A 25,887-nucleotide genomic window follows, 5' to 3' on the forward strand; every position below is an offset into this window, starting at 1 on the left:
CCTAAACCCGACTGGAGAGGCCGAAGGTACAGTCTTTAATTTTCACGTTTGTCTGGATGTTATGTTTTGTCTTCACTCATCGGCTGTCCGTATAGGAAGCGCACTAGCCAACCTAGACAACTATCCGTAACCATAACATTCTTCGGTGCCGATTTGTTGCGCGCTACGCGACTTTCGCCCTCGGATATTCCTGCGTGATGCGCGAAACTGCGACGTCTGTTGTGGGCTCGGTTTGGTTATTCGCAAAGTACTCGTGAGCGTCTGCTGTGCGGACAAAGTGAGCCTTCGCTGCGGTGGAGCGAATCTCGGCTTTCTAGCTTCAGAAACTGATTGAGATCTGATCTCCTCGGCCTAGCCTCCGCACTTAGGCAGTGCTTGGCTCAGCACTTTGGTGTCTTTTGCGAATTTCCGAAACATAATTGACAATTTTGGACGCTGTTTTACAAAATCGGCCATGACGCAGCCAATAGATCGCAAGCTAGACATAGTTGTTTTGGTGAGTTCGCATTTTAATGTTTCGGCGACAACGTCTTTCGTGGATCCATTCAGAGTAGCAAATTACCTGACGGGTTCAGCTCGATTTTCTTGGACTTATGTCTCAGACCCTGGTGGTCCAATTGAATCGAGCAGCGGCTTGGTCGTTGACACTGCCCCATTGGCGGAGGTGGTGAGGCGCAAGCCTTGGATGGTTCTGGTGAGTACAAGTTGGACACCTGAGCGTCACGGGACACCTCAGTTCAAGGTAGCACTACAGAAATGGGAATCGGGTGGAGCAATCGTTGGAGGTTTGGATACTGGCGCGATTGTTCTTGCGACGGCTGGACTACTCAAAGGAAAGACCGCAACGGTTCACTATGAACACATCGACGCCTTTGCCGAAACGGCCCATGACACCACCGTGTCAGAGAACATGATTATTATGGATGGAAAGATTTTCACTTGTTGCGGGGGTTCTGCAGCAACAGATCTGGGACTGCGGTTTGTACATTCCGTCGCTGGTGAGAGTATCGCCAATGCATCTGCTCGATACCTTTTTCATCACAATGTGCGCGGAGAAGGCCAATCACAGAACCCCAAAGACATGGAACCGCTGGGGTACGTCACCTCTGGGGTGGTAAGGGACGCGATCGATTTGATGGAGGCGCACTTGGAAGCCACTTTGTCGATCCCTGAAATATCAGCGAGGTTGAAGATTTCGCAACGACAACTTAGCCGATTGTTTCAGCAATTTGTCCATAAGTCGCCGATCGAGTATTACCGCGACATTCGCCTTGATCGCGCGCGCGGATTAGTGACGCAAACTGAGCTTAAGTTCAGCGAGATTGCGGAAGCATCAGGGTTTAATGGACAGGTTCATTTCAGCCGGGCATACCGCAAACGATTTGGATTGACACCCAGTGCGGATCGCATTGAAGGCCGCACCCCGTTTGAGTTTCGCGCTTGGCCGATGTTCAATCCCGACATCAAGTCCGAAGGTGTTGGGTAGCTTTTTGCATCGCCGTAAGCATCTTGTCGCGTTGCGCTGATAACTCTTCGGTACTTTGCCCTTGAGTTTGATCGTTAATGCCATCGACCAGTTTATTGATGACATCTTCATCAAGACGAGGGTTGCCCAGGTCGTCCCACCAGCCATTGAATGTGTCCTTGAAATGGTCACAGAAGGCCCGCAGACCGCCGTCGCCTGCACCCAGGTGGAAAAGCGTCGTCGGACCCATCGCGGCCCACCGCAATCCCGGGCCGGCCCACATCGCTTTATCGATGTCTTCGACACTGGCAACGCCTTCAATCGCCATATGGACGGCCTCGCGCCATACTGCAGCTTGTAAGCGGTTTGCGACGTGTCCGGGCATGCCCTTCTTGATCCGGATCGTGACTTTACCCAGATCTTCGTAGAACGTCTCTGTTCGGTTCAGAACATCTGAACCGGTGGCGTCGTTCGCCGTCAACTCGACCAGCGGAATGAGATGTGGCGGGTTGAACGGATGACCTAAGATGAGCTTACTCGGATCGCCCCATCCCTGTTGGAGAGCCTCGAGTGTTAGGCCGGATGTTGAGCTTGAAACTATTGCATCAGCGCTCAACTCTGGCTCAATTTCCGCATAGGTGGAATGTTTGATCGGCAACCGCTCCGGCACATTCTCCTGAATGAACTGCGCGTTTCGCACGGCCTCAGCTGCGGTCGGTGCAAAGGTGATCGCATCTCGGGTGGCGTGGCCAACTTGGCCCAATTCTTCCAACGCAGGCCACGCCTTTTCAATGTATTTACGGACGGATGCCTCAGCGTTCGGATCGGGATCAAATACAGTCACACTGCGACCCGACGCGAGAAACAGCGCTGCCCAGCTTGCCCCGATGACACCGGCTCCGAGAATGGCTGTTCTTTCGATTTCCGACATCAGAACAGTCCCGGATTCAGGGGGGAGGCCGCAGTCATACCACCGTCCACAGTGAACAGTTGGCCAGTCGCAAAAGACGACTCGTCAGAAGCTAGCCAAACAGCCATCGCAGCAATGTCTGCGGGCTTACCAAAGCGTTTGACCGCATGGCGTGCCAGCGCGTCTGATCTAGCCTTTTCCGGGTCATGGGCGAGTTCGAATGCTGCGTCCAGCATGCCCGTCTCAATCCATCCCGGGCAGATCGCATTACAGCGAACCGCTGGTCCATGGTCCACTGCGATAGAGCGTGTGAGCCCATGCACAAACGCTTTTGACGCATTGTAGAGCGCCATCGACGGGTCCGCGGCATTGCCCGAGATCGACCCGATGTTGATGATCGAGCCACCTTGCGACATTTCTGGAATGAAGGCGCGACAACAGTTAAAAACGCCTCGCGCATTTACGCCCATCACCAAGTCCCAATCCGCGTCCGAGCTTTCGGTAACAGTTTTTTCGACCTGAACGCCGGCGTTGTTTACAAGGATATCAGTCCCACCGACTATACTGACGATCTCTGCAACCGCTTCGGCGTCGGACACATCCAGTGTGTACCAAACAACATTTTCCGGCAGATCATCGGGTTGAGGGCCGCGCCCGCAGGTAGTGACAGCGGTCCCTTCAGCCAAGAACGCCTCAACAATACCCCGCCCAATGCCCTGCTTGCCGCCTGTGACAAAGGCGCGTTTTCCAGCCAACCGCATCAGTGTGCCACCATGACATGACGGATCGCAGTATAAGCGTCCAATGCATAGACCGACATATCACTGCCTGTTCCCGAGCCTTTCATCGCGGCCCATGGCATCTCGGGCGTCGCAACCCCATGCGTGTTTACCCAGGTGAATCCATAGCGCAACTTGGACGTCATTTGCATTGCTCTCCCAACATCTCGTGTCCAAACCGATGAGGCCAACCCGTAAGGTCCGTTGTTGGCGATCTTCAACGCATCTTCTGCCTCGGAAAAACGAGAGACAGTTACAACAGGTCCAAAGACCTCGTTGCAGGCAATCTCTGCAGTGTTGTCGACATTGGCAATGACTGTCGGCTGGTAGAAAAAGCCGTCTTCTTCGCCAGACGCCCCACCGGAAACGATTTCAGAGCTGCAGCGTGCGCGATCGACAAAACCAGCCACACGATCCCGCTGTGCCGCAGAGACAAGCGGGCCCATTTCCGTTCCTTCAGCTTTCGGCGCACCAGTCTGGATCTGGCCAACCTGATCGGCAATCGCGGCCACAAGTTTGTCGTAAACACTGTCTGCAACCATCACGCGGCATGGCTGTGCGCAGTCCTGACCGGCATTGAAGTAGCTGCCATATCGGATCGTCTCGGCCACAGCATCGAGATCAGCATCATCAAAGACAATGACCGGCGCCTTGCCGCCCAATTCCAGATGAACGTGTTTAATTTTCTGGGAAGCAGCCCGCATTGCAGCCATGCCTGTCGCCGGAGAACCCGTAACACTGATCCCTTCCATCTGTGGGCTGTTCATCAGGGTATTTCCCACGCCGGGCCCGCGACCATGGATCACGTTTAGCACGCCTTTTGGCAGAACACCTTGTAACAATTCTGCAAGTCGCAAAGTAGATAGCGGCGTGATCTCGGAAGGTTTCAATACCACCGAACATCCTGCCGCAATTGGTGCGGCAATCTTCCAGGACGCCATCATCAGCGGATAGTTCCACGGCGCTATGGCCGCGACAGGGCCAATGGGGTCGCGCCGGATCATCGAGGTATGACCCGCGACATACTCTCCAGAGGCAGACCCCATCATGGTGCGCGCAGCCCCGGCGAAAAAGCGAAAGACATCGATCGTCAGCGGCATTTCGTCATCATGAGCCGATGGCCAGGGTTTTCCCACATCCAGGCTCTCAAGTTCTGCCAACTCCTGGCCGTTCGCCTCGATAACTTCAGCTATGTGAAGCAATATCGCAGCGCGTTCCGCGGGGGTCGTACCCGAAAAGGTCTCAAATGCCTCTGCCGAACCGCGCACTGCCGCCTCGGTCTGTGCATCGCCGGCCTCTTTTACTGTGCAGATGATTTCGCCTGTTGCAGGGTTCAGGATTTCCAACGCCTCTTCGGTACCTTCGACCAATTCGCCATTGATCAACATTTTCGTCTGCATAAGCGTCTCCTCAAAACCCAACCTGATCGCCGCCTTTTAGTGCGAGCCGCATGCGCGCTTCTGCTGGCGTCGCGACCGTAAGGCCAAGGTTTTCTACGATTGATCGGATGCGCGTAACCTGCTCCGCGTTAGATTTGGCCAACTCACCTTTGCCAATGAACAGGCTGTCTTCGAGACCAACCCGAAGGTTTCCGCCGCGCAATGCACTTTGGGTTGCAAAAGGCATTTGGTAACGGCCAGCGGCAAGGACAGACCATTCGTAATTCTCTGCCCCGAACAGCTTGTCCGCTGTGTTGTGCAGGTGGGTTAGATGGTCTGCATCCGCGCCAACGCCACCCAAGATGCCGAACACCATCTGAATGAAGAAAGGCGGTTTGATCAGGCCTTGATCCACGAACCATTTGACGTTGTAGAGATGTCCAAGATCATAGCATTCGAACTCGAACTTGGTGCCATGATCACCACCGAGTTTTTCAATGGCGTAACGAATTGTTTTGAAGGTGTTGGGAAAGATGAAGTCCTCTGTCATCTCCAGGAATGGCTGTTCCCAATCATGCTGAAACTCGGTGTATTTCTGCAGCATCGGAAAGATGCCAAAGTTCATAGAACCCATGTTGAGAGATGCCATCTCTGGGCTAGTCGAAGTTGCGGCCAGCAGGCGCTCATCCATCGACATACCCAAACCGCCGCCGGTAGAGACATTCATCACCACATCAGTGGACTGTTTGATCACAGGCAGGAACTGCTGAAATAGCTCGGGTCGGGGGTCGGGTTTGCCGGTCTCTGGATGCCGTGCGTGCAAGTGAATGATCGACGCGCCGGCTTGTGCCGCTTCAATACTTGCTGTCGCGATCTCGGCAGGCGTAATCGGCAGATGTGGTGACATCGACGGCGTATGGATGCCCCCTGTGGGTGCGCAGGTGATGATGACGGATTTGGGCATCAGAGCTTCATCTGCTGCACTTGTGCAGACAGCCCCCCGTCCAGAACCCACAACTGGCCAGAGGCATACCGTGCTTCGTCGGAAGCAAGCCAGTTAACCAGGTTTGCAATGTCCTGTGGCGTCCCGTAGGTGCGCGTCGGATGAACATCGCGCACGGCCTGTTGCAGCGTTTCAATATTGCCGCCGGCGCCACCAGATCCATCTCCGTTGAAGAAGCTCTGCAGCATTGGGGTATCGATATAGCCGGGGCAGATGGCGTTTACGCGGATACCTTCGGGGCCATGATCGCAAGCCATTGCGCGGGTCAAAGCGTGTACTGCACCTTTGGTTGCGCAATAGGCCGCAAGGCCCGGATCAGCGATGAACCCATCGTAGGAGCCAAAATTGATGAGGCTTGCGCTATTCCCTGTCTTCGCCGCTTCGCGCATCAACGGGATGGCATATTTCGAGGTCAGGAACGTGCCCGTGGAATTAACCGCAAAGCTTTGGTTCCATTCCTCCAGCGTGGTCTCTTCAACCGTTTTTTCGATCTCGATCCCGGCCGCGTTTACTAAGATGTCCAACTTTCCTTGTGTGGCGCGCACATGATCCATCGCCGCAACCGAGTCTGCCTCTTGAGTCACATCCAGCTTAACAAAATGACTGCCATCTTCGTCGTGCTGGTCTAACGATCCTTCCGGTGTGAGGTCAGCTGCAAATACTGTTGCCCCTTCTTTTAGGAACCGCGCGACAATTGCACGCCCGATGCCACCGCGCGCGCCGGTCACAAGGGCAATTTTTCCGTTCAGCATCATTGGCTTCAATCCTTCAAAGGCGGATAGCGGTAGCGACTCGCGGCCACCGTCCAATCCAAGTTGTTGCGGACATATTGCTGACTTGCATCAGATGGTGGGTTGTAATCCCATGGCTCGCTGGCACCTGCTTCCATCGCGGCATGTAACGCGCGGCGTGATCTCTGCGTGGCGATAATCTTCTTTCGCAATTCACTACCGTCCCACCGTTCCGCGACTTCGGCTGCAAAGCGGGCTGCCGGGTCAGCATAGTCAGGGTCTGTGGCAACATTTTTTGTTTCCAGCGGGTCAGCGTTTAGGTCGTAGAGCTGCGGCGGGTCGCTGTCACAATGAATGTATTTTAAAGGGCCGCGCCGGATCATGATTACGGGATAGCCCGTCATCTCAGCGCAATACTCACCGATGGCTTCATCAACTGGGTCGTATTCGCCACGGGCCAAAGGCATTAGACTGCGGCCGTCGATCGGTTCTCCGATCATCGTCTCATTACCGCCGCCGATATCGATAAAGGTCGGCAGCAAATCAACCAGTGACACTGCATTCTGCGTTGTCCCCACTACAACGCCCGGCCCGGCCATGACCAGTGGAACGCGCGCAGAGTGTTCAAAGAAATTCATTTTATACCACAGCCCACGTTCGCCCAGCATGTCGCCGTGATCCGCAGTTACAAACACTATGGTGTTGTCCAACTCGCCCATCTCTTCGAGGGTCTGAATCAGCTCTCCGATCTTGCTGTCGAAGTAGCTGACATTGGCCAGATAAGCATGACGCGCGCGACGGATTTCCTCGTCGGTGAGCGGCACATATGATGCTTCGATCCCATCCATCAATCGACGCGAGAACGGGTCCTGATCCTCTGTCGCGGGTGTAAAGGACGGCATGTCGATCTCATCGTCCGAATAGAGATTCCACCATTCGGGCCGCGCAACGTAAGGATCATGCGGGTGAATGAAGCTTACCACCATCGCAAAGGGCGCACTTTTCCCACGTGCTTTGTCTCGGGCGACATCAAAGAGCCAGCGTTTGGCGGCAAAGCCAACTTCATCGTCATAGTCAATCTGGAAGGTCGCATGGGCCAAACCGCTTTCCTTGACGGTCTGCATATTATGATACCACTTATCGATCCGCTCATCAGGCGCTTCCCAATCCGGGGTCCATGCGAAATCTGCGGGGTAGATATCGGTTGTTACCCTGTCTTCGAACCCATGCATTTGATCTGGGCCTACGAAGTGCATCTTGCCTGAAAGGCAGGTCCTGTAGCCTAGCGATTTAAGGTAATGCGCAAATGTCGGCACCGAGGCTCTGAACTCGGATGCATTGTCGTAAGCTGCAATGCGGCTGATGTGCTGGCCCGACATAAAAGCAAACCGTGAAGGTGCGCAGAGTGGAGAATTGCAGTAAGCCGCATCAAAGCGCATGCCGCGCGCGGCCAACGCATCAAGGTGGGGTGTCTTGGCAACCTTGTGCCCGTATGCCCCAGTAAAGTGCGGTGCCAATTGGTCCGCCATTATCACGAGGATGTTTGGCCGCGTCACGCAACACCTTTTGCGTAAGCATCCAGGACTAGGCCATGGAAGTGATGTACGGCGTGCTCGGACTTGCCGGAACCATCCGGGTCATTGACGATCCGACCTTGGGTGAACGCAGGTGTGTTCATCCCGCGCTGCACACTTTCGACAAGGCTGATATCTTCGACCTGAAGAACTTCGTCCAGATAACGAATTGCGTCCAACTCCATCGCGTCGGGTTCCGGCGTCTCAAGGAAGAAGTCATAAGTTTCAAGCGTCCGATCTGGCCCAACTGGGATGATGTTCAACACGATCATGCTTGACCGTCCCGGATACCGCATCAGGCAGGTCGTCGGATAGAGCCACCAAACCGCATGGGTTTTCACCGTGGCATTCGACACGTCATAAGCGGAATTCGGACTTGTGCCCGCGTCAGCCATATGGCTGGAGTAAATGCCGTAGGTCGTAACCTTGTAGGTGTCCATATCAACGAGGTCACAAAAATCCTTGTGCGCTGTAGGACAGTGATAGCACTCTAGGAAGTTGTCCACGACGTTCTTCCAGTTGGATTTGATGTCATAGGTCAGACGATGGCCAAAAGTGAGTTGATCCACATCCGGCGCCCAATGGCGCACTTCGGTTTCCAAGTTGCCGGATTGTTCTGACAAAGAAGCTGCCATTGGATCCAAATTGACGAAAACAAAGCCGCAAAATTCCTCGACCTGCACTCCATCGAGACAAATCTCGTCTTTCCTGAAATCTTCGAGGTTTTCGGTATGTGGTGCACGGGCCAATTGCCCATCAAGTTTATAGACCCAAGCATGATAGGGGCACATGATCCGCGTTGTATTGCCTTCGCCCGACAGCAATTCATGCGCACGGTGTTTGCAGACATTATAAAAGGCACGAAGCTTACCCTCTTTATCACGCACGACTGCAATGGGTTGGCCGGCAATATCCACTGTTACATAAGATCCCGGCTCACGTGTTTTCTCGACATGACATACCCACTGCCAAGTTTTGGAGAGGATGGCGCAAAGGTCTGCGTCAAACCACTTGCTCTCGGTATAGGCAGCAGCCTGCAATGAGCTGGAGCGCGATGGATCAGCATGATAGCCAAAGAAAATTGTATCTGAATCAGTCATGATTGCGTCTCCGATGTTAGGTTAAACCTATTTCAAGTGGGATTCGGAGCTATGTTTTATCAGCCGCTAGTTTGATTATTTTCGCCAAGCATTTGGCTTTCGGGGACACCGTATTATTCCATCAGCATTGCATTTAGCTGACAAGCGAATGCTGCGTACTTGCCTGCACTTGTTCAGCGGTCATTCGTGCACATTGCAGCAATCGGCAAAATGGGCTCACTGCAGTCTTTCGCTGCACTCGGCGTGAACGAGTTCTACGCGGACAAAGCTGCAATTTCACCGCCGTTTGAACCATCGCAAAGTCTTTTCACAGCATCAACTTATACCGATCCACACATTGCACCCCTAGTCTCATCTGCTCTTCAGGTTCCGTGTCACAATACTCATGCTGGCGGGGGACACACAACTTCGATCAGAGATGGCCCGTCGCTGGAGAGACCGGCAGAGAGCGCCTTCGCAAAGCTGTCCATGTCATCTGTGCGTGTCCCAGGAACACCGTGGCCTTTCGCCAGAGAAACCCAGTCCAGTGTCGGGTTCTCCACGTCAAACATAGCCTGAGCATTCTGACCATAGCTCGCTACACCGACATTTGTGAGTTCATCCCGCAGAATTTGATACCCGCGGTTTGCAAATACGATCACCGTGACGTCGAGATTTTCCCGCGCCATAGTCCACAGTGATTGTAGCGTGTACATGGCCGACCCATCCCCAGTCAGTGCTATGACTTTTCGGTCCGGGCAGGCGGTGGCCGCACCCGTTGCGCAAGGCAAACACAGCCCAATCGCTCCGCCGGTGCCAGCAAGCAGATCATGCGGGCGAGCGGTGGCTGTCGGTGGAATGACGTAAAACCCGGACGTCACGGATTCATTGCAGATGATCGCATTTTCCGGGATCAATGCTGCCAACGCCAAACCAACTTTTTCGAGGGTTAACTGCCCGCTGGGAACGTCCGGCAGATCGAGCGGATGGGTTTCTGCCACCGTTTTGCTTGTGACCCCAACCGCGTCGGCGAGCGCTTGCAGCGCCCATTCGATATCATCTGTGGGCGTGCACAAGTCCGTAATGGGGCAATACGGCGGTTCGGGCACGCTCGGTTTCCCGGGATAGGCAAAAAAGGCGACTGGCCTGTCTGTGCCAAGCAGAGTGATCGAAGACGTTGCTTCAAGCTGAGCGATCTTGGGCGATATCGGATAGACCAGTTGGTCTAGCTTTGCTGTTCCTGCGCCTTTGGAAATGCGCGGTATCAGAGTATCGGCCAACAACCGGCACCCTGTCGCGGCAGAAATTTTTCCAGCCAGTCCACGCTGCAGCCCAAACAGGGCTGATCCGCCAATCATCAGCGCGGCGTTCGGCGTCACAAGACGGGCTGCCGCGGCCTCTATGTCGCCTATTGACGGTCGATGGAGGTTTCCTCCGATGTCCAAAAGGTTTGCCGCTGCGTTCGCTTCGTTCCAAGCTGTGTCGGCAGGCAAGACAAGCGTCGCGACCCGGCCGTTTTGCGACCGGGCGGCCTGAACCGCAGCCGCTCCATTCATAGCCACGTCGGTGGAATTGGATGACACGCGCGTCCAATGACTGACCGCTTGGCTGATACCGAGGATGTCTCCCTTCAATGGGCTTTCGTACCGGAGGTGATGCGTTGCGTGATCACCCACGATGTTCACGATCCCGGACCCCGCTTTCCTGGCATTGTGCAGATTGGCAAATGCGTTGCCAAAGCCAGGCGCAAGATGCAGCAGCGTACCCGCAACATCACGTTTCATGCGAAAAAACCCATCCGCCGCACCCGTTGTTCCGCCTTCAAACAGGCAAAGAATGCAATTCATCTCCGGGTGTTCATCCAAGGCAGCAACAAAGTGCATTTCCGAGGTGCCGGGATTTGCGAAGACTGTATCCACGCCATTGTTCAAAAGGGTTTTTACGAGTGATTGAGCGCCGTTCATATTTCCTTAGCCTGATTTCAATAGTTCAATTGAGGACAATGCTCGCACGAAAAGGCCTTCTTTCTAAACATTTTTTCCTCTCGGCACGACCCTTCGCCACGAAAGGTGCCGCAGCCGTTCGCGACGTGGAGCAGTATCCGGACTTCAGGCCATTCCTTTTGGCGGAGCCAGAATTTGGAGCGAAAGCACTCGTACTTGAGGTGAGATAGGCACGGCACGGTCCTGCATCTTGATCTCAACGCCCTGCTTGGTTTCCTTCACGCCATCGAACAGGAGGCGCGCAGCGGGGCTGAACTTGCGGGTGTCGGCCATGCGGGTGATTTCCATCCCCATGCCGGAACACTCGGGACAGGCCGGGTTTGGTGGATCTGTGAGGCGATAACCGTAGCCACCAGCGTCGTCAGGGATGCGCGGATCTGCGATTATACCTGACGTGGCAGCGTCTCGCAGGTCGCCGTCCGAGAACATCGAGAAGATCACTTCGGCCTTGCGCTCCGTGAACTCCGGTTCTGTTTTCCACTGGTACTGATGGTCGATGCCGTAGCAGTAACGGCAAGGCGCGATGATGTGCTGTGTAAGCTCGTTGGGGTCTGCGAGGGCGATTTGGGCCCTGAGGTTCACAATGCCCTCTGCATCCAGCATGGCCTTGCTCTCGACCTGTTTGCGGCCCTCAGCGATGGCGCGGGCAACCTTAATATTGCTAAACAATCGCGAACCTTGGGCCTCTCCTGATCCCTCTGTATATCCGGCGTCGGTTGCGGCCTGTTTCGCGTTTGGATCAGCGATGCAGGCAAGCACAAAGGCCCGCTGACGCGGGTTCAGGCCGAATTTGTCGAGCCAGGCGGTGTCTGCCAGTGCTGGATTGCCTGTTGGGCTGCTCATCCCGGGGGCGGTGCCTCTTGCGCCTCAAAACCGCCCGCAAGACAGGCCAAAAAATCTGCATTAAGCAAAAAAATGTAAACGCAAAAACCTTAGCACCACCACCAATGTATTTGTCTAGCTCTTTCATTAATGACTTCCGACTGACTTCCGGCCTGACTTCCCGACCGAATACTCGGATGGTGCGCTTTTATTTGCGTCATGTTCACTTCGTTGCTGCATATTGCGACACGTTTACTTAGTGAATGAGACAAAGGAGAACGGCACATGGGAAAGTCCATTGGTCGAGAAAGTGTCTAGCCCTGAGCTTACGATCCACCAATGCAACAAACAGTGGAAATGGCACTCATCAAACGGATCATCCCCCAACAAAGTTCGTCGAACCTGCAGTTCTCAACCGATGCTACGCAACCTCCCACAAGGCCCAATTGACAGGCTCCAAGGCAGATACGGCTCACCGCACAGCAAACCCCATAGAAACCGCCAATGCGGGCTCCACAATGGCTCCAAAGATCGATCATGAAGATACGCATTAAAGAAATCCGGCAAGCCAAAGGGCTTACTCAGGACGAACTTTCAGTGAAGGTTGATTTATCTCGATCTTATTTGGCGCAATTAGATAAGGGGACACGTCAACTCTCCACCAAGAAGCAGGCTATTATTGCCGCAGCCCTTGATGTGGAGCCAACTGAGATTGAAGATTTAAGCGCACCCGACAAAGACGACGAGGCGCTTCTTCTCGAGGCGTTCCGTGCCCTTTCCCCCGAACAGCGAAAAGCTTGGCTCGAATGGGCGAACATAGCTAAGGGGTCCGCCCTGGATAAAGAGTGAATGTTTTATACACCATGCCAATTGGATCAACCGATCTTGTGCACCGAGAAAAACGGCAGATTAAAGATTCACCGGGGCACGGACTGCAAGAAGGTGAAGGTCGAAGATCTGGAAAACCAGATCGAAGGAAAGGCCGCATAATCGGCGGGTATGAAAACCCAGATATGGGGAAGAATGTGGGGCAGCTTAGGTTTCCCTTTTTTAATTCCCTTATTTTACAGGCGTTTAAAATAAAGTTTTGGTGCGGGCGGTGGGACTCGAACCCACACGGGCATACGCCCTTCAGATTTTAAGTCTGATATGTCTACCATTCCATCACGCCCGCACGGCGCAGTCCCCAAAGAACGTGCAATTTCCTTACTAGCACAGCGGGATGAGAACAATGCGCTTTGACGCAGATGGGGCAGGATTTTTTTGGTGGAAAGCCGTGCCCCCTGTCTGACGCCGCCGTCAATGAGCGGCAGAGCCCCTCCTCTGATCAGAAGTCACATACCAAGTGATTCATGGATCTATCCGACACCGTCTTTTCCTCAGCGAAATCTTCTACAATCCAGACCAGGCACGAAACAGGATCGAAGAACGGAGGAAACACAGCAACACAAGACGCACCGACGGTGCAATGGGGCACCGCCCGCCAGCGTAGGAAACCTTCGTGTCGACCGACCAAGGTCACGAAGCAACAACCAAACTGAATCATTCGAGTGAGGCTGATCAGGAGATAAGCGCCTGCAATATGTCTTCCAAACGCTCTCTGCAATTGCGGTCTCACAGGTAAAAACGATCTGTGAGACAACTGCAAATCGCTTCAAATTACCCAGGCATTCTACATTCCATAGGGTCGTAGAATGACATCCATTTCAAAACTTTCATCGTTTACAAATAATAACATTCATTTTAATGATTGTGAATGGATCAAATTTCTTTTTCTCGACGCAGTTTCATGTTCAATGCCACTTGCCTCGCGGCACTTGGAGCTCAAGCCAGGATCGTACAGGCAGAGTTGCAGCTCGGTCCTTCAGCCCGAATTACAACCCTGTCAGACGGACACCTGTCATTGCCACATGATGTTGTTTTCAGAGCCATGCCCAAAGAGGAGCTCGAGCAAATCCTGATCCGCAATCAAGCGGACGCCACCAAGTACGAGCCAGAGTGCAACCTCACGCTCTATAGAGATGATGAAAACACCGTGCTTTTCGATGCTGGAGCGGGGCCAGACTTCATGCCCACGTCCGGCAAACTGGCGGAAACTTTTGAAAAAAACGACCTGTCACCCGAGAGTGTCACGCATGTGGTTTTCACCCACGCACACCCTGATCATATCTGGGGTGTTCTGGATGATTTCGACGACCTTCTTTTCCCAAATGCGACGCACCACATTGGGCGTAAAGAATGGGATTATTGGTGGAACCCCTCAACGGTGGACACGATTGGCGAAGATCGCACCGCGTTCGCGGCCGGTGCCAAACGGCGATTGGAAGCAATTGAGGATCAGGTCGCGTTCTTTGAGGATGGGCATGAGATACTTCCGGGTATTGCTGCACGGGCAAGCTTTGGGCACACGCCCGGTCACATGGCCTTTGAGCTTCGAAATGGGAATGAGTCGGTGATGGTTGTCGGCGACGCGCTCGGAAATCCTCACGTGGCTTTTGAACACCCCGATTGGCACAGTGGAACGGATCAGGATCCCCAGATCGCCGCAGCTGCGCGTTACTCACTGCTGGATCAGGTTTCGGAAGAGAAAATGAGAATAGTTGGCTTCCACCTGCCGAACGGTGGAATTGGCCGCGTCGAAAAGACCGGCTCGGCCTACAGATTCATTGGAGAGGCGTCATGATTCGATCACTCGTGATTGCGGTTGCTTTCGTCACACCAGCTTGGGCAAGCGAGGATATTGCAGACCAGTATCCGCAAAGTGTTCTGTATTCCAAGCCGGTCGAATTCATCCCTGGCGTCTATTCCGCCATTGGCGCAACCGCTCCACCGACCTACGAAAACTCTGGTCACAACAACAACCTGAGCTTCATCGTGACCGGTGAGGGCGTGGTCGTTGTCAACGGCGGCGCGGCCTATGTCCTTGCCGAAGCGCTTCACAAGGAAATTCAGGCGATTACGGATCAGCCGGTCACGCTTGTCTTCAACGAGAACGGTCAGGGGCACGCGATGCTTGGCAATGCCTACTGGTCAGAAAACGGCGTTCCAATCGTCGCCCATTCGGATGCAGCAGCTGAGTTCGAGGAGTATGGCCCTCAAATTTTGGAGGGAATGAAACGATACAATCAGGACAAGGCAGAGGGAACGTTTCTGGCAGGCCCAACCGAGACATTCGATGATGAATACGTGGTTGAGATGGGCGACTTCCGGATCGAAGCCAAATACCTCGGTCCGGCCCACAGTCCCGGCGATATCTCGATCTGGTTGCCAAACCAAAGCCTTGTCATAGCGGGTGACATGGCGTTCCACGAGCGCATGCTGCCGATCTTTCAGAATACCTATACCGCGGATTGGCTTGAAACATGGGACAACGAGTTCGAGGCTTTGAATGCCACATATGTCGTACCCGGACACGGTCATCCTACGAACATGGATCAGGTGCGCCGCTATACACGGGATTACCTTTTATACCTGCGAACCAAAATCCAGGAGCATATGGACGCGGGCGGCGATTTGACTGAAGCCTACTATGTCGATCAGTCCCCTTATGCCCATCTGGACACGTACGATGAGCTGGCAACAAAGAATGCCGGGCGCGTTTTCGAGCAGATGGAGTTCGAGTAACTCAGGAATGCTGCAGTACCGGTAGCCGCATCAAAAACCTGTGCGTGCCTATCGCCCCAACCCACATGAAGAAAACGGCAAGCCAGGCTGTCAATGACAGGGCGGACCCGCCTGAAAGTCCGGCGCCCACGGCGCAGCCTCCGGCCAGCATCGCTCCGAACCCCATGAGGACAGCTCCGACCAGGTACCGTTCCATCGGGGTATCCGAGCCAAAGCGTTCAATCCTCCACTCGCCAGTAACAATAGCAGATCCTGCTGCGCCAATGGCCACGCCGGGAACAAGGCCGATACCGAAAGACAGCACGACATTTCGCTCTGAAACCAACGCCATCAGCGTGTCTGTGGCAGGGCCGGTAAACGTCACTGAAGACACAGGTACGACTTCGAAAGAAGCTTGCGCGATGGAATATGTCATAAACCACCCAAGCGCCACTGCCCCGCCAACTCCTGCGGCTGTCACGATCTTTGCAGGTGCGACATTCCTATGAAATGCAAAAACAATTGCCAGAACAAATCCAATTGCGGCAACGGCTGCATAGGTCGGTGGCGAAAGTCCGATTATTCCTGAAAGATCGCGCTGTGCGCCTCCTGAGATGGTCCACAGACCGGAAATCGCTTCACGGGCCGGGCTGAGAACACCTGTGTAGGCCGCCTGGGCCACCAAGGTCAAAACCAGTCCTGTCACGAGGGCACGCAGATTGCCGCAGGAGGCCAAGACCAGCAGGCGAGATGCGCATCCGCGCGCAAGAACCATGCCTATGCCAAACATCGCCCCACCAATTACCGCGCCGCTAAGGCTTCCGGTTGACGCGATGGCGCGTGCTACTGAAAGGTCCAGCAATTCAAGCGAGACAAGCGCCTGTACCAGCGTTAGTGCTGCGGTAAAGGCGATCAGCCAAACCGCCAAACGGGGACCAAACTTACCTTCGGCGACTTCGACAGTCGACGCTCGCAAACAAAAGTGAGATATCTGAGCCGTCACGCCGAACAAGATACCGACGAGCACTCCGGCAAATGCCAAGGCGCCCGGGTCTCCCAGTAGATCGATGAGCCTCTCCATGAACAGAAATTCTCACTTGGTTGCGTGTTCGTCCTTGTCTTCGGTCAAGTTATCCTCGTCATTGCGCGGCCATCGGCCTGCGCGCCAATTGGCATTGCGTCCATAACTCACCCAATGCGGATACCAGACGGTCGACGTCTTCAGAGGTGTGCACCGGCGACGGCGTAATCCGCAGACGCTCCGTTCCTTTGGGAACAGTTGGATAATTGATGGGCTGGATGTAAATCCCATAGTCACGCATCAGTATATCAGAGATGAAGCGACACTTGACCGGATCGCCGACCATGACCGGAATGATATGGCTTGGGTTTGGAGTATGGGGAATACCCTGATCGTCCAGCCTGTCCCGGACTTCGCGCACCCGCTTTTTGTGCTGTTGTCGCTCTGCATTGCTTTGCTTCAGGTGCTTAACCGAAGCCGCAGCACCTGCTGCCACGGCCGGAGGCAAAGCAGTGGTGAAAATAAAGCCGCTGGCAAAAGATCGGACAAAGTCGACAAGTTCCTTCGACGCCGCGATGTATCCTCCGACCACGCCGAACGCCTTGCCCAACGTACCTTCAATCACGGTCAGGCGGTCCATCAGGCCCTCGCGCTCAGCAATGCCTCCACCGCGCGGACCGTAAAGCCCGACCGCGTGAACTTCATCCAGATAAGTCATCGCGCCATATCGGTCCGCCAGATCACAGATCCCGGCAATCGGTGCAATGTCGCCGTCCATGGAATAGACGCTTTCAAACGCAATGAGCTTGGGCGCATTTGCAGGCAAGTCCGCAAGGTGTCTTTCAAGGTCCGCAAGATCGTTGTGCTTCCAGATCCGCTTTTGGCAACGACTGTGACGAATCCCCTCGATCATCGAGGCATGATTCAATTCGTCGGACAAAACCGTGATGCCAGGAATGCGGGACGCCAGGGTTCCCAAGGCGGCCCAGTTGGATACGTAACCGGACGTGAACAGCAATGCCGCGTCCTTGCCGTGAAGGTCCGCAAGCTCCTGCTCCAACAGCACATGTTCGTGCGTGGTTCCCGAGATATTCCGCGTTCCCCCTGCCCCAGCACCACTTTTGTCAATCGCCCCGTGCATGGCTGCGAGGACTTTTGGGTGCTGACCCATTCCCAGATAGTCGTTCGAACACCAGACAGTGACTTTTTCGGGACCATCCCCTGTGTAACTGCGCGCCTTTGGAAACGCGCCGCACTGACGTTCGAGGTCCGCGAAAACCCGGTAGTTTCCTTCTTCTTTCAGGTGACCAAGTTGATCACGAAAATACTGCCGGTAGTTCATTTCAGTCCCCAACAGCCTCTTCAACGATCTCGGACAACAGGGTCTGGACCTTTTGCATTGGGCCGTCCGGATAGCTTCGGTATCCTACCTTCACCCCGTCATCGCCCTCGGTCACGAAAATCCCGTATGGGCAATAGCCGATATTCATCGGATCAGCTTCCATCACCTCACGCGAAATCTTTGCCGAGCAAAAAATAAAGATGTCCGCTGCCGCGAATATCTGTTTGTCGCTGCCGACATCAGCGCCCGTTCGGTTCAACATTTCCCCAACGTGGCTCACATAGTCGATGACCAGCCCCTGCCCGACAATGGCGGATTCGACGGCAAAGGTGGCATCATCAAAACTTCCGTCAAAGGGAGCAGTGATGATCTCTTCCGCGAGTCCCTGACTTGCGGAGACTGCAAAAAAAGCGGCCGTAACGATAAAATGCTTCATGGTTTTGATCCTCCTCCTGAGCCGCATTTTCTCAGATTGAACTTCAGGGGCTTTGACCAGTGTCAAAACCCCCGAAAACTTCTATCCGAACATGTCCGAGGTGATACCGGCATACCAACCCAGCGACTCTTCGTACGTTGCTTTTCTCAGATCGGCATCTTCGCCGGTCTGGCTGATGAAGCCGTCGACTTTGGCGATCTTTTCGGGCGTCGCCTCGTAGGTTGCACCAACCTTGACGCCATCATCTGTGTCGATCAGCGACCAGCAGGTGTTGGAAAACTTGGCCGGGAACACCTTGGATCCGGTCAACGCGCCCCGCACTGCATTCGCACAGACTTTCGCCTGGCTGTTGGCCGAGAAACCGGATTTCGGCATGTCACCCTGCTGGCTGGCATCGCCAAGGACATAGATGTCCGGATCAGCCTTGGAGGACATGTCCGCGGCGTTCACCGGCGCCCAATTGCCGTCGGTCACTCCGGCCATTTCCGCAATAAGTCCGGCTTTCATCGCCGGGATCACGTTGCAGACGTCGACTTTGGTCTCTTCTCCGTCGATGGTCACCGTCATCGCGTCCGGGTTTACCGAGACATTGCCGCCACCGAAGTCTTCGCCGATCCAGTCGACCATGCCTTCATAGTGGTTCGCCCAGCCTTCCTGGAACAATGCCATCTTCGAAAACTTCGGCTTCGGATCTGCCACGATGATTTTCGCAGTTGGGTTGTTTGCTTTCAGAACATGCGCAACCATCGAGACCCGTTCATAGGGCCCGGGCGGGCACCGGTACGGGTTTGGTGGAGCAACCATCGCAAAGGTACCGCCTTCCGGCATCGCCATGATCTGTGCCTTCAGAAGTTCCGTCTGAGAGCCCGCCTTGTACGCATGCGGCATCTTGTTCTGCGCCGAGACATCCCAGCCTTCAACTGACCCGTCGACAAAATCGATACCAGGGCTCAGGATTAGCTTGTCGTACGGAACTGAGCCACCACCCGCCAGCGAAACAGTCTTGGCATCGCGATTCACGCCGACGGCCCAATCGTGGACCACGTTGATCCCGTATTCAGCTGCAAGCGTGCCATAGCTGTGGGCGATATCCGAAAGTTCCTGAAACCCTCCCAGATACAGGTTTGAGAAGAAGCAGGTGTAGTAGGTCCGTGACGGCTCGATCAGCGTCACGTCGATCTCACCTTTGCTGTCCTTGGCGATATAGCGGGCTGCAGTAGCGCCGCCTGCGCCGCCGCCGACAACAACGACCCGGGGTCTGCCCTGAGCCAGAACCATCGGCGCAGATAGTCCGGCTGCCACCACCCCGGTGGCTCCTAGAAATGTACGTCTATTGAGTGTCATCGCGTTTCCTCCCCTTAGGCACAGTCACTCTGGATTATTGAAGTAGGCGGCCAAAGCCGCAATCTCGTCATTGCTCAGCCTTCCGGCGATCATTTGCATAACCGGATGTGGCCGCTGTTTGTCCTTGTATGCGTGCATGGCGACAACAAAGTCCTCGTCGGGCCAATAGACGATCGATGGGATACCTTGGTCACCCCCTTTGATCTGGTGGCACGTCGTACATTCGCTGCTGAGATATGCGCCGTATTCGGGATCTCCCTGAATCGCCAGGATTGCTGGATCGACGGAATGATCCGTACCTTTCGCGGTTGGGTCCGCTTCGGGAATATCACGAGGATTGTCTGAAAACGCCCGCAAATAGGCAATCACGTTGGCACGGTCTTCCGGGTCTTTCAGGCCGCCAAAGCTCATCCTTGTACCCGACGCAAATGCACGTGGATTTTCGATATAGGCCGACAAAGTGTCAGCGTGCCATTCCAGACCTGAATTTCCCGCGCGCACAAGGCTCTTGGAATAATTGAAACCATCGAGACCTGCGGCCTTGCGCCCAAAGACACCATTCAGATGCGGGCCGATTTTGTTTTCAGCTCCTTCGCCAACCTGATGGCAGCCTGTGCATTTGGCGAACACTGTTTTCCCGGCCTCGGCATCACCAAGGTCTTCGGTTGCGTAGGTCGATGTGGCTAAAGCCGCCAGAACCGCCGCGCACGCCACTATGTTCGACCACCGCATGATCAGCTTCCGAACGATTTGAGGTAGACAATCACGGCCTCAATATCATCCGGCTTCCTGAGCCCAGCGAAAGACATTCGCGTGCCCTTCATGTAGTCCTTGGGTTTTGTCAGGAAGGCCGCCATTTCCTCATCCGTCCAAACAAGGCCGGCCTCGGCTGCGGCTTTCATTGCATTGGAGTATTTGAACCCCTCGACCGATCCTGCATTGGACCCGACAATCCCGTTCAATGCCGGCCCGGTGCTGTGCTTTGCACCTTCACCCACCTGATGGCAGGCTTTGCACTTCTTGAAGACTTTCTCTCCGGCGGCAACCAGTTCGGTCGCGTCGTCAGTCTTTTCGGCTTTTTGAAGGGCCGGTTCCGCCGCGGCTTCTTCCTCGGGCTTTGGTGCTGCGGCCGGAATGAACGACGGGCCGTCCGCAGTGAATGTCGGCAGCCCCTCCACGGTGGCATCATTCATCACCGAGTTCGACCCACCTTCTGGCGGCGTCTCGACCAGAAAAACAGAGCGCATCGTGACAGCGGCCTCTGCCTTGCAGTTCTTCATGCAAGGTTCTTCGCGCCATTCAGCGTACTCGGTCTCGGGTCGCGTATCGACAACAAAACCGTCCTTGTTGTACATCTCGAATTCGGCAAAGTTTTCGTTGCTCAGTTCGAAATCGTCATCCACCAAATCATTTGAATACAGGATGTATGCAACAATCGCATAGGTCTCATCCGCGGTCAAAGTGCCTGCCTCACCAAATGGCATTGATCGGGAAATGTAATCCCAAGCGGTAGACAAATGCGGCCAGTAAGACCCTACGGTCTTCACGGGATCTTCGTTTGCAAGCGTGTCGAACCCGCCGGCAAGAACGGGCCAGTTGTCCACACCTTCAGCAAACTCGCCGTGACATGACGCGCAGCGGTCGGCAAACACTTCTTCCCCGGTCCAAACGTCGCCCGAACCGACGGGCAAGCCACGCCCGTCCGGCAGAACATCAACATCCCAAGTCGCGATCTCCTCCCCCAAGGCGGGGCGTCCAATCCCATATATACCACCACGGCTCGGTGCAGGTGCGGTCAGGTTCGCCCCATTTGCTAACCGCTCCTCAGCAGCAGCCTGAATTTCCTGGACTTTGAGATCCAGTTGGGCTGCCCTGTCGGCTTCTGCCTGCGCTTTTTCTTGTGCGGCTGCTGCGTGGGCCTCAATCTGACCCACCCGGGTTTCCAAAGTTTCGATTTTCGATTGGCCGTAGTTTCTGTTGGCGAAGACCAACGCCCCCGCAAGCACCAACGCTGTGCCGCCGAATACCGGCAGGAAAACATGACTAAGAGACTTCGACATTCTCAGCGATCCCTTCTGCGCTTACGTACCACGTCTGGATACAGTTGTTGTGATAGACCGAGTTTTCCCCGCGCTTTTCGCGCAGCTGGTCTTTGGTTGGCTGTACGTAGCCGGTTTCGTCTATTGCTCGGGCCTGTAGGAGCATGGGTGCCCCGTCCCAATTCGTGTCGAGATAGAAACGCGACAAAGCCTTGGAGTCGCCCTGCTTGCCAAGGCGTGCCGTTTCCCACGTGATGCCGCCGTCCTTGGATACATCGACACGGGTAATCTGTCCGTGGCCTGACCATGCAAGCCCTGAAATCACCAGCGGCCCGGGCCCATGTTTGATCGGCATTTGCGGGCTGGGCGAGGTTATGACAGATTTCGCATCCATCACCCAAGTCCATTTCTGGGCTGTGCCATCAGCATAAACATCGGTGTATTTCGAAGTTTCTTCGCGGCTTTCGACTGCCCTATCGACAACCTCGATGCGGCGTAGCCACTTGACCCACATGTTGCCTTCCCAGCCTGGCACGACCAGGCGCACGGGATAGCCATGCTCCATCCGCAGGGCTTCGCCATTTGCCTTGAAGGCCACCAACACATCATCCAGCGCTTTTTCCATCGGAATGGAGCGGCCATTGGACGACGCATCAGCGCCCTCAACATAGACCCACTTGTCGGGCGAGATATCGGCGCCTGCTTCCTGCAACAGCGTGCGCAGCGGAACACCGGTGTATTCCATATTGTGAATCATGCCGTGGGTGAATTGCGCACCGTTGAGTTGCGCGCCTGCCCACTCCATCCCGGTATTTGCCGCACATTCGCAGAAATACACGTGGTTTTCGCGCGGAAACCGCTCGATGTCGTCGTAAGTTAATACAAGCGGGCGATCGACCAGCCCGTTGATCATCAGGCGATAGTCCTCTTTGCGCAGCTCAATCGCACCCGAATGGTGACGCTCAAAAGCACATCCCTGGGGTGTGATTGTGCCATCAAGCGCGTGGATCGGAGTAAAGTTGATCGACGAAATCGGAGAGGCGGTCAGCCATTCCACATTGCGGCGCACGACATGGGATTCATAGCTTATCGGCATACCATAAGGTGCCTCGTCAACGCCTGCACCCGTGTAAGACGCCCAATCCTGAAGCTCTGTTATCAGGGGGTCGGGCGTTTCTGCCACTGCCGCACCTGCAACTGACCCCGCGGCGACCGCGGCACTGCCTTTCAGGAAGGCCCGGCGGGACGGTTTGAACGCGTCATCCATATCTCTTAAGGTCTCCATCTGTTTCTTATGCGCCGACGACATCGACGCTGGTGTTCTCTTGCACTGTTACAGTGCCTAGATTGCGAATGTGGTTTTCGACGACATCCCAGATCGGCGGGCCCTCGGTACCTTCGTTGACACTGGCCCACCCCGCCACAACGTAGGTTTTCGACGGATCAATCGCTTCACCTGTCTTGAGCAGGGTCATTTCGCTGATCCGCTGCCCTTGCGGCTTGGTCACGTCGATGCGGTAACCAAGCCCACCGACACGGACCATGTCGCCGCCCTGCTGATAGTAAGGATCAGGGTTGAACAGGTTGTCGCCGACATCCTCGAGGATCACATGGATGAATTCACCTGTCATTTCTGTGCGATATGCATTCGGGTAAGACATCGAGGTGACGTTCCAGATGTCCTCGCGCGTAATCTCCTGCCCCGGCAGGATCGACGGGCCCCATCGGACGCCAGGCGACATGGCAATGTCTGCCTCACGTTCTTTAAGCAGGGCGTCGCAGATCAGATCATCCCAAGTGCCGTTGAAATTGCCGCGACGATAGAGCAACGAGTCCGTTTTACCGATCACTTCGCTGAGCGTCGCCTCATACGGCGCGCGCTGCTCATCTATCAGAGCGGTGATCGCAGGATCCGGAGCTATAACATCAGAGAAAACCGGGATCAGCTTGTGCTTCAACCCCATCAACTGCCCGTCCCGTACATCCAGGTCCACGCGGCTGACGAATTTTCCGTTCGAGCCTGACGCGATGATATGTGTTTTGCCCACCAGAACCGGCTCGGGCAGCGCGTCATGAGTGTGGCCACTGAGGATCACGTCGATCCCCTGCACCCGGCCTGCCATTTTTTTATCTACGTCAAAGCCGTTGTGGCTGAGGACGACGACGACATCGGCTCCGGCATCGCGTACCTCGTCAACCATTGACTGCATGTTCTCATCCCGGATACCGAAAGAGTATTCAGGGAACATCCAGCCCGGGTTCGCGATTGGCATATATGGGAATGCCTGCCCGATAACGGCAATTTTTGCACCGCCCCGGTCAAAGAACTTGTAGGGTTTGAACAATTCCGCAGGTTCATCCCATTCGGCATCAAAAATGTTCTGGCCCAAGGCTGCAAAGGGCAAACCTTCGACGATTTCGTTCACTCTGTCGCTGCCCAGCGTGAACTCCCAATGGAAGGTCATTGCATCAGGTTTCAGCGCGTTCATGACATTGACCATGTCCTGACCGGCCGTCTGGTAACAGGTGTAAGACCCGTGCCAGGTATCGCCGCCATCCAAAAGCAGGGCATCGGGCCGGTCAGCACGGATGGCGTTTATGACGGTAGAAACCCGGTCCAAGCCACCGACCCGACCATAGGTCTTTGCCAGTGCCGCAAAGTCGTCGTAGGTCAGCGCATAGGCGGAAGGGCTGCCATCTTCGATTCCGTAGGCCTTGCGGAACGCAGCCCCCGTGACGTGCGGCATCTGCCCCTTTGCCTCGCCGATACCAAGATTTATCTCAGGTTCACGGAAGAAAATCGGTTTGAGTTGCGCGTGAATGTCAGTGACATGGATCAGGCTGATATTGCCAAAGGTCTCAAACTCTAGCAGCTGATCCTGCGTCAGACTTTGCTGCGCTGCAAGTCTGGCCCAGTTGCCAAACCCGGATGCCCCGTACAGAGCCGATGCCGCCATTGAAACCTGCAAGAAGTCACGTCGAGAAATCATCTTTCAGCTTTCCTATAACACATATAAATGTGTGAATGTTGTTTTCATGAAAAACCCGCGCCGGGCATCGCCAACGCGGGTCATTCGTTACTGGCGCACAGCCGGAGTTTCGACTGAAAGCCCGTTGCTACGCGAGGCAACATAGAGCTCCAGCGCACGGAACTCGTCCGAACCTTCGGCAAAGGTTTCCGCCCGTGTATCACGAATACAACCGCGGAAACGATTGTGTCGCGAGATCAGCTTGGCCTGTTTTAAGCGGTAAGTCGGGAACCCGTTGATCATTCCCTGGCTCAGGTGATCCGCTCGGATCATGTTGCCCCAATTGTCTTCATGACAGTTGGCACAGCTCAGCTCCAACTGACCATAGCGGGTATAATACATTTCCTTGCCCTGTTCCCAATACGGGGCGGCATCACCGTCAATGGCAATGTTCATGGGCATTCCGCGTGACTGCAGACCGATCAAAGCGACCATACCCTGCATATCTCCACCGGACCATTTCCAGGCGTCGGCTTCCATACGCTCCGTGCGACACTCATTGATCAGATCTTCCATGACCACCAGCTTGCCGGTTTCGTCATCAACCTTTGGCATGGAAGCCTGCAATCCCTTGAAGCTTTCCACCCCGTCGTGGCACGACGCACAACTATTTTCGGCAGCCCCATCAACCGTCTCAAAGAGGTCGGCGGCCTGGTCGACGAAGATCATCGCCGGATTGTCGAAATCATCGATCTGAAGGGCCTGGGTCTCATTCGTACGGAAATGCCAACCCGAATAGATCGTGTCCAGGTTTTCCAGATGCGCCGGAGCTTCGGTGACCGAGGTCATGTCCAGCTCGCCATTGATCACCAGATTGTCTTCGTCCGGTCCGGCCATTGCTGCCACTGGGAAAACCAGAACTGCTGCGATCGCCGTAAGTGCCTTAGTATTCATTTCGTTCCTCCCTTGGTGGACCAGCGCCAAAATTCATGTCCGGCGCTGATCTGCCTTAGTGGTCGAGCCGTCAGGCGATCTCGATCGATTTTTTCTCGTCGTAGACAGAGCCGTCGTCATCGTACCAGGTGAATACGAACTCACCTGCCTCAGGCACGGTTGCCTCAAACTGGAAATACGGATTGGTTGAAATTGCCGGCTCCATCGTCACATCGACCACCATTTCGCCGTTAAACTCGCAGGTGAAACGGTTGATGATCGACCGAGGTATGACGTTGCCTTCTTTGTCCTTACGCTGTCCGCTTTCCATCTTGTGGCTGATCAGTGTCTTGATCGTGACGGTTTCGCCAGCAGCGGCTTTCTTCGGAACCTTGACGCGGGGTTTCACACCGGATGCCATTGGTTAGTCTCCTGTTCTTCGAGGCATGCGTGGC

The 25,887-nt window shown here is 54.9% G+C and carries 23 protein-coding genes and 1 tRNA gene; 4 read left to right on the forward strand and 20 right to left on the reverse strand.

Annotated features, from left to right (window positions below):
* Window positions 1-454: 454 nt before the first annotated feature.
* Window positions 455-1,486, forward strand: a complete 1,032-nt coding sequence (locus D1823_RS08985) for a GlxA family transcriptional regulator (RefSeq protein ID WP_117869596.1) — start codon at window positions 455-457, stop codon at window positions 1,484-1,486.
* On the opposite strand, the gene D1823_RS08990 is transcribed toward D1823_RS08985, so the two are convergent.
* The 9 genes from D1823_RS08990 to D1823_RS09030 form a co-directional block, all read right to left on the reverse strand.
* Complete coding sequence (locus D1823_RS08990) at window positions 1,464-2,396, reverse strand: 3-hydroxyacyl-CoA dehydrogenase NAD-binding domain-containing protein (RefSeq protein WP_117869597.1); 933 nt, start codon at window positions 2,394-2,396, stop codon at window positions 1,464-1,466. The two genes, D1823_RS08985 and D1823_RS08990, sit on opposite strands and share 23 nt — an antisense overlap.
* Window positions 2,396-3,136, reverse strand: a complete 741-nt coding sequence (locus D1823_RS08995) for an SDR family NAD(P)-dependent oxidoreductase (protein ID WP_117869598.1) — start codon at window positions 3,134-3,136, stop codon at window positions 2,396-2,398. Before D1823_RS08995 ends, D1823_RS08990 begins: the two co-directional genes overlap by 1 nt.
* On the reverse strand, window positions 3,136-4,554 hold the full coding sequence (locus tag D1823_RS09000) for a gamma-aminobutyraldehyde dehydrogenase (protein WP_117869599.1): 1,419 nt from the start codon (window positions 4,552-4,554) through the stop codon (window positions 3,136-3,138). The genes D1823_RS08995 and D1823_RS09000 overlap by 1 nt, the downstream gene beginning before the upstream one ends.
* A 10-nt stretch (window positions 4,555-4,564) precedes the next feature.
* Window positions 4,565-5,497 (reverse strand): 3-keto-5-aminohexanoate cleavage protein, encoded by a 933-nt coding sequence (locus tag D1823_RS09005; RefSeq protein ID WP_117869600.1) that lies wholly within the window; start codon window positions 5,495-5,497, stop codon window positions 4,565-4,567.
* On the reverse strand, window positions 5,497-6,291 hold the full coding sequence (locus D1823_RS09010; RefSeq protein ID WP_117869601.1) for an SDR family NAD(P)-dependent oxidoreductase: 795 nt from the start codon (window positions 6,289-6,291) through the stop codon (window positions 5,497-5,499). Before D1823_RS09010 ends, D1823_RS09005 begins: the two co-directional genes overlap by 1 nt.
* Window positions 6,292-6,296: 5 nt before the next feature.
* Window positions 6,297-7,823: a choline-sulfatase gene (gene betC, locus D1823_RS09015; protein ID WP_117869602.1), complete on the reverse strand. Its 1,527-nt coding sequence runs from the start codon at window positions 7,821-7,823 to the stop codon at window positions 6,297-6,299.
* Window positions 7,820-8,941 carry an SRPBCC family protein gene (locus D1823_RS09020; RefSeq protein WP_117869603.1) on the reverse strand — a complete coding sequence of 374 codons (1,122 nt, stop codon included), beginning with the start codon at window positions 8,939-8,941 and terminating at the stop codon, window positions 7,820-7,822. Before D1823_RS09020 ends, betC begins: the two co-directional genes overlap by 4 nt.
* A 383-nt stretch (window positions 8,942-9,324) precedes the next feature.
* Window positions 9,325-10,884 (reverse strand): acetolactate synthase large subunit, encoded by a 1,560-nt coding sequence (locus D1823_RS09025; RefSeq protein ID WP_117869604.1) that lies wholly within the window; start codon window positions 10,882-10,884, stop codon window positions 9,325-9,327.
* Window positions 10,885-11,028: 144 nt separating this feature from the next.
* Complete coding sequence (locus D1823_RS09030; protein ID WP_117869605.1) at window positions 11,029-11,766, reverse strand: terminase small subunit; 738 nt, start codon at window positions 11,764-11,766, stop codon at window positions 11,029-11,031.
* Between the two features lie 516 nt (window positions 11,767-12,282).
* On the opposite strand from D1823_RS09030, the gene D1823_RS09035 reads away from it, so the two are divergent.
* A complete protein-coding gene (locus D1823_RS09035) occupies window positions 12,283-12,594 on the forward strand; it encodes a helix-turn-helix domain-containing protein (RefSeq protein ID WP_162896801.1) in 312 nt (103 codons plus the stop codon).
* A 239-nt stretch (window positions 12,595-12,833) separates the two neighbouring features.
* On the opposite strand, the gene D1823_RS09040 is transcribed toward D1823_RS09035, so the two are convergent.
* A tRNA-Leu gene (locus D1823_RS09040) sits at window positions 12,834-12,919 on the reverse strand.
* Window positions 12,920-13,501: 582 nt separating this feature from the next.
* Here D1823_RS09040 and D1823_RS09045 point away from each other — a divergent pair.
* Together D1823_RS09045 and D1823_RS09050 are read left to right on the forward strand one after the other, a co-directional pair.
* On the forward strand, window positions 13,502-14,428 hold the full coding sequence (locus D1823_RS09045) for an MBL fold metallo-hydrolase (RefSeq protein ID WP_254683819.1): 927 nt from the start codon (window positions 13,502-13,504) through the stop codon (window positions 14,426-14,428).
* The gene (locus D1823_RS09050) at window positions 14,425-15,369 is read left to right on the forward strand and encodes an MBL fold metallo-hydrolase (RefSeq protein WP_117869608.1); all 945 of its coding nucleotides are present in this window, start codon (window positions 14,425-14,427) and stop codon (window positions 15,367-15,369) included. Before D1823_RS09045 ends, D1823_RS09050 begins: the two co-directional genes overlap by 4 nt.
* Before the next feature lies 1 nt (window position 15,370).
* Here D1823_RS09050 and D1823_RS09055 read toward each other — a convergent pair whose 3' ends face one another.
* The 10 genes from D1823_RS09055 to soxZ all read right to left on the reverse strand — a co-directional run bounded on the left by D1823_RS09055 (window position 15,371) and on the right by soxZ (window position 25,853).
* Window positions 15,371-16,429, reverse strand: a complete 1,059-nt coding sequence (locus tag D1823_RS09055; RefSeq protein ID WP_117869609.1) for a YeeE/YedE family protein — start codon at window positions 16,427-16,429, stop codon at window positions 15,371-15,373.
* A 58-nt stretch (window positions 16,430-16,487) separates the two neighbouring features.
* On the reverse strand, window positions 16,488-17,711 hold the full coding sequence (hemA, locus tag D1823_RS09060) for a 5-aminolevulinate synthase (RefSeq protein WP_117869610.1): 1,224 nt from the start codon (window positions 17,709-17,711) through the stop codon (window positions 16,488-16,490).
* Between the two features lies 1 nt (window position 17,712).
* Window positions 17,713-18,147 carry a DUF302 domain-containing protein gene (locus D1823_RS09065; protein WP_117869611.1) on the reverse strand — a complete coding sequence of 145 codons (435 nt, stop codon included), beginning with the start codon at window positions 18,145-18,147 and terminating at the stop codon, window positions 17,713-17,715.
* An 81-nt stretch (window positions 18,148-18,228) separates the two neighbouring features.
* A complete protein-coding gene (locus D1823_RS09070) occupies window positions 18,229-19,491 on the reverse strand; it encodes an NAD(P)/FAD-dependent oxidoreductase (protein ID WP_117869612.1) in 1,263 nt (420 codons plus the stop codon).
* Window positions 19,492-19,515: 24 nt separating this feature from the next.
* Window positions 19,516-20,223 (reverse strand): c-type cytochrome, encoded by a 708-nt coding sequence (locus D1823_RS09075; protein WP_117869613.1) that lies wholly within the window; start codon window positions 20,221-20,223, stop codon window positions 19,516-19,518.
* A gap of 2 nt (window positions 20,224-20,225) precedes the next feature.
* The gene (locus tag D1823_RS09080) at window positions 20,226-21,551 is read right to left on the reverse strand and encodes a c-type cytochrome (protein WP_117869614.1); all 1,326 of its coding nucleotides are present in this window, start codon (window positions 21,549-21,551) and stop codon (window positions 20,226-20,228) included.
* Entirely contained in the window at window positions 21,535-22,797 is a 1,263-nt protein-coding gene (gene soxC / locus D1823_RS09085) for a sulfite dehydrogenase (RefSeq protein ID WP_117869615.1), read from the reverse strand. Before soxC ends, D1823_RS09080 begins: the two co-directional genes overlap by 17 nt.
* A gap of 25 nt (window positions 22,798-22,822) precedes the next feature.
* Complete coding sequence (gene soxB / locus D1823_RS09090; RefSeq protein ID WP_117869616.1) at window positions 22,823-24,520, reverse strand: thiosulfohydrolase SoxB; 1,698 nt, start codon at window positions 24,518-24,520, stop codon at window positions 22,823-22,825.
* Window positions 24,521-24,607: 87 nt separating this feature from the next.
* Window positions 24,608-25,453 carry a sulfur oxidation c-type cytochrome SoxA gene (soxA, locus tag D1823_RS09095; RefSeq protein ID WP_117869617.1) on the reverse strand — a complete coding sequence of 282 codons (846 nt, stop codon included), beginning with the start codon at window positions 25,451-25,453 and terminating at the stop codon, window positions 24,608-24,610.
* Window positions 25,454-25,523: 70 nt separating this feature from the next.
* Complete coding sequence (gene soxZ, locus D1823_RS09100) at window positions 25,524-25,853, reverse strand: thiosulfate oxidation carrier complex protein SoxZ (protein WP_117869618.1); 330 nt, start codon at window positions 25,851-25,853, stop codon at window positions 25,524-25,526.
* Window positions 25,854-25,887: the final 34 nt, after the last annotated feature.

Origin of the sequence: Ruegeria sp. AD91A (assembly GCF_003443535.1) — a bacterium.
Classification (GTDB): domain Bacteria; phylum Pseudomonadota; class Alphaproteobacteria; order Rhodobacterales; family Rhodobacteraceae; genus Ruegeria.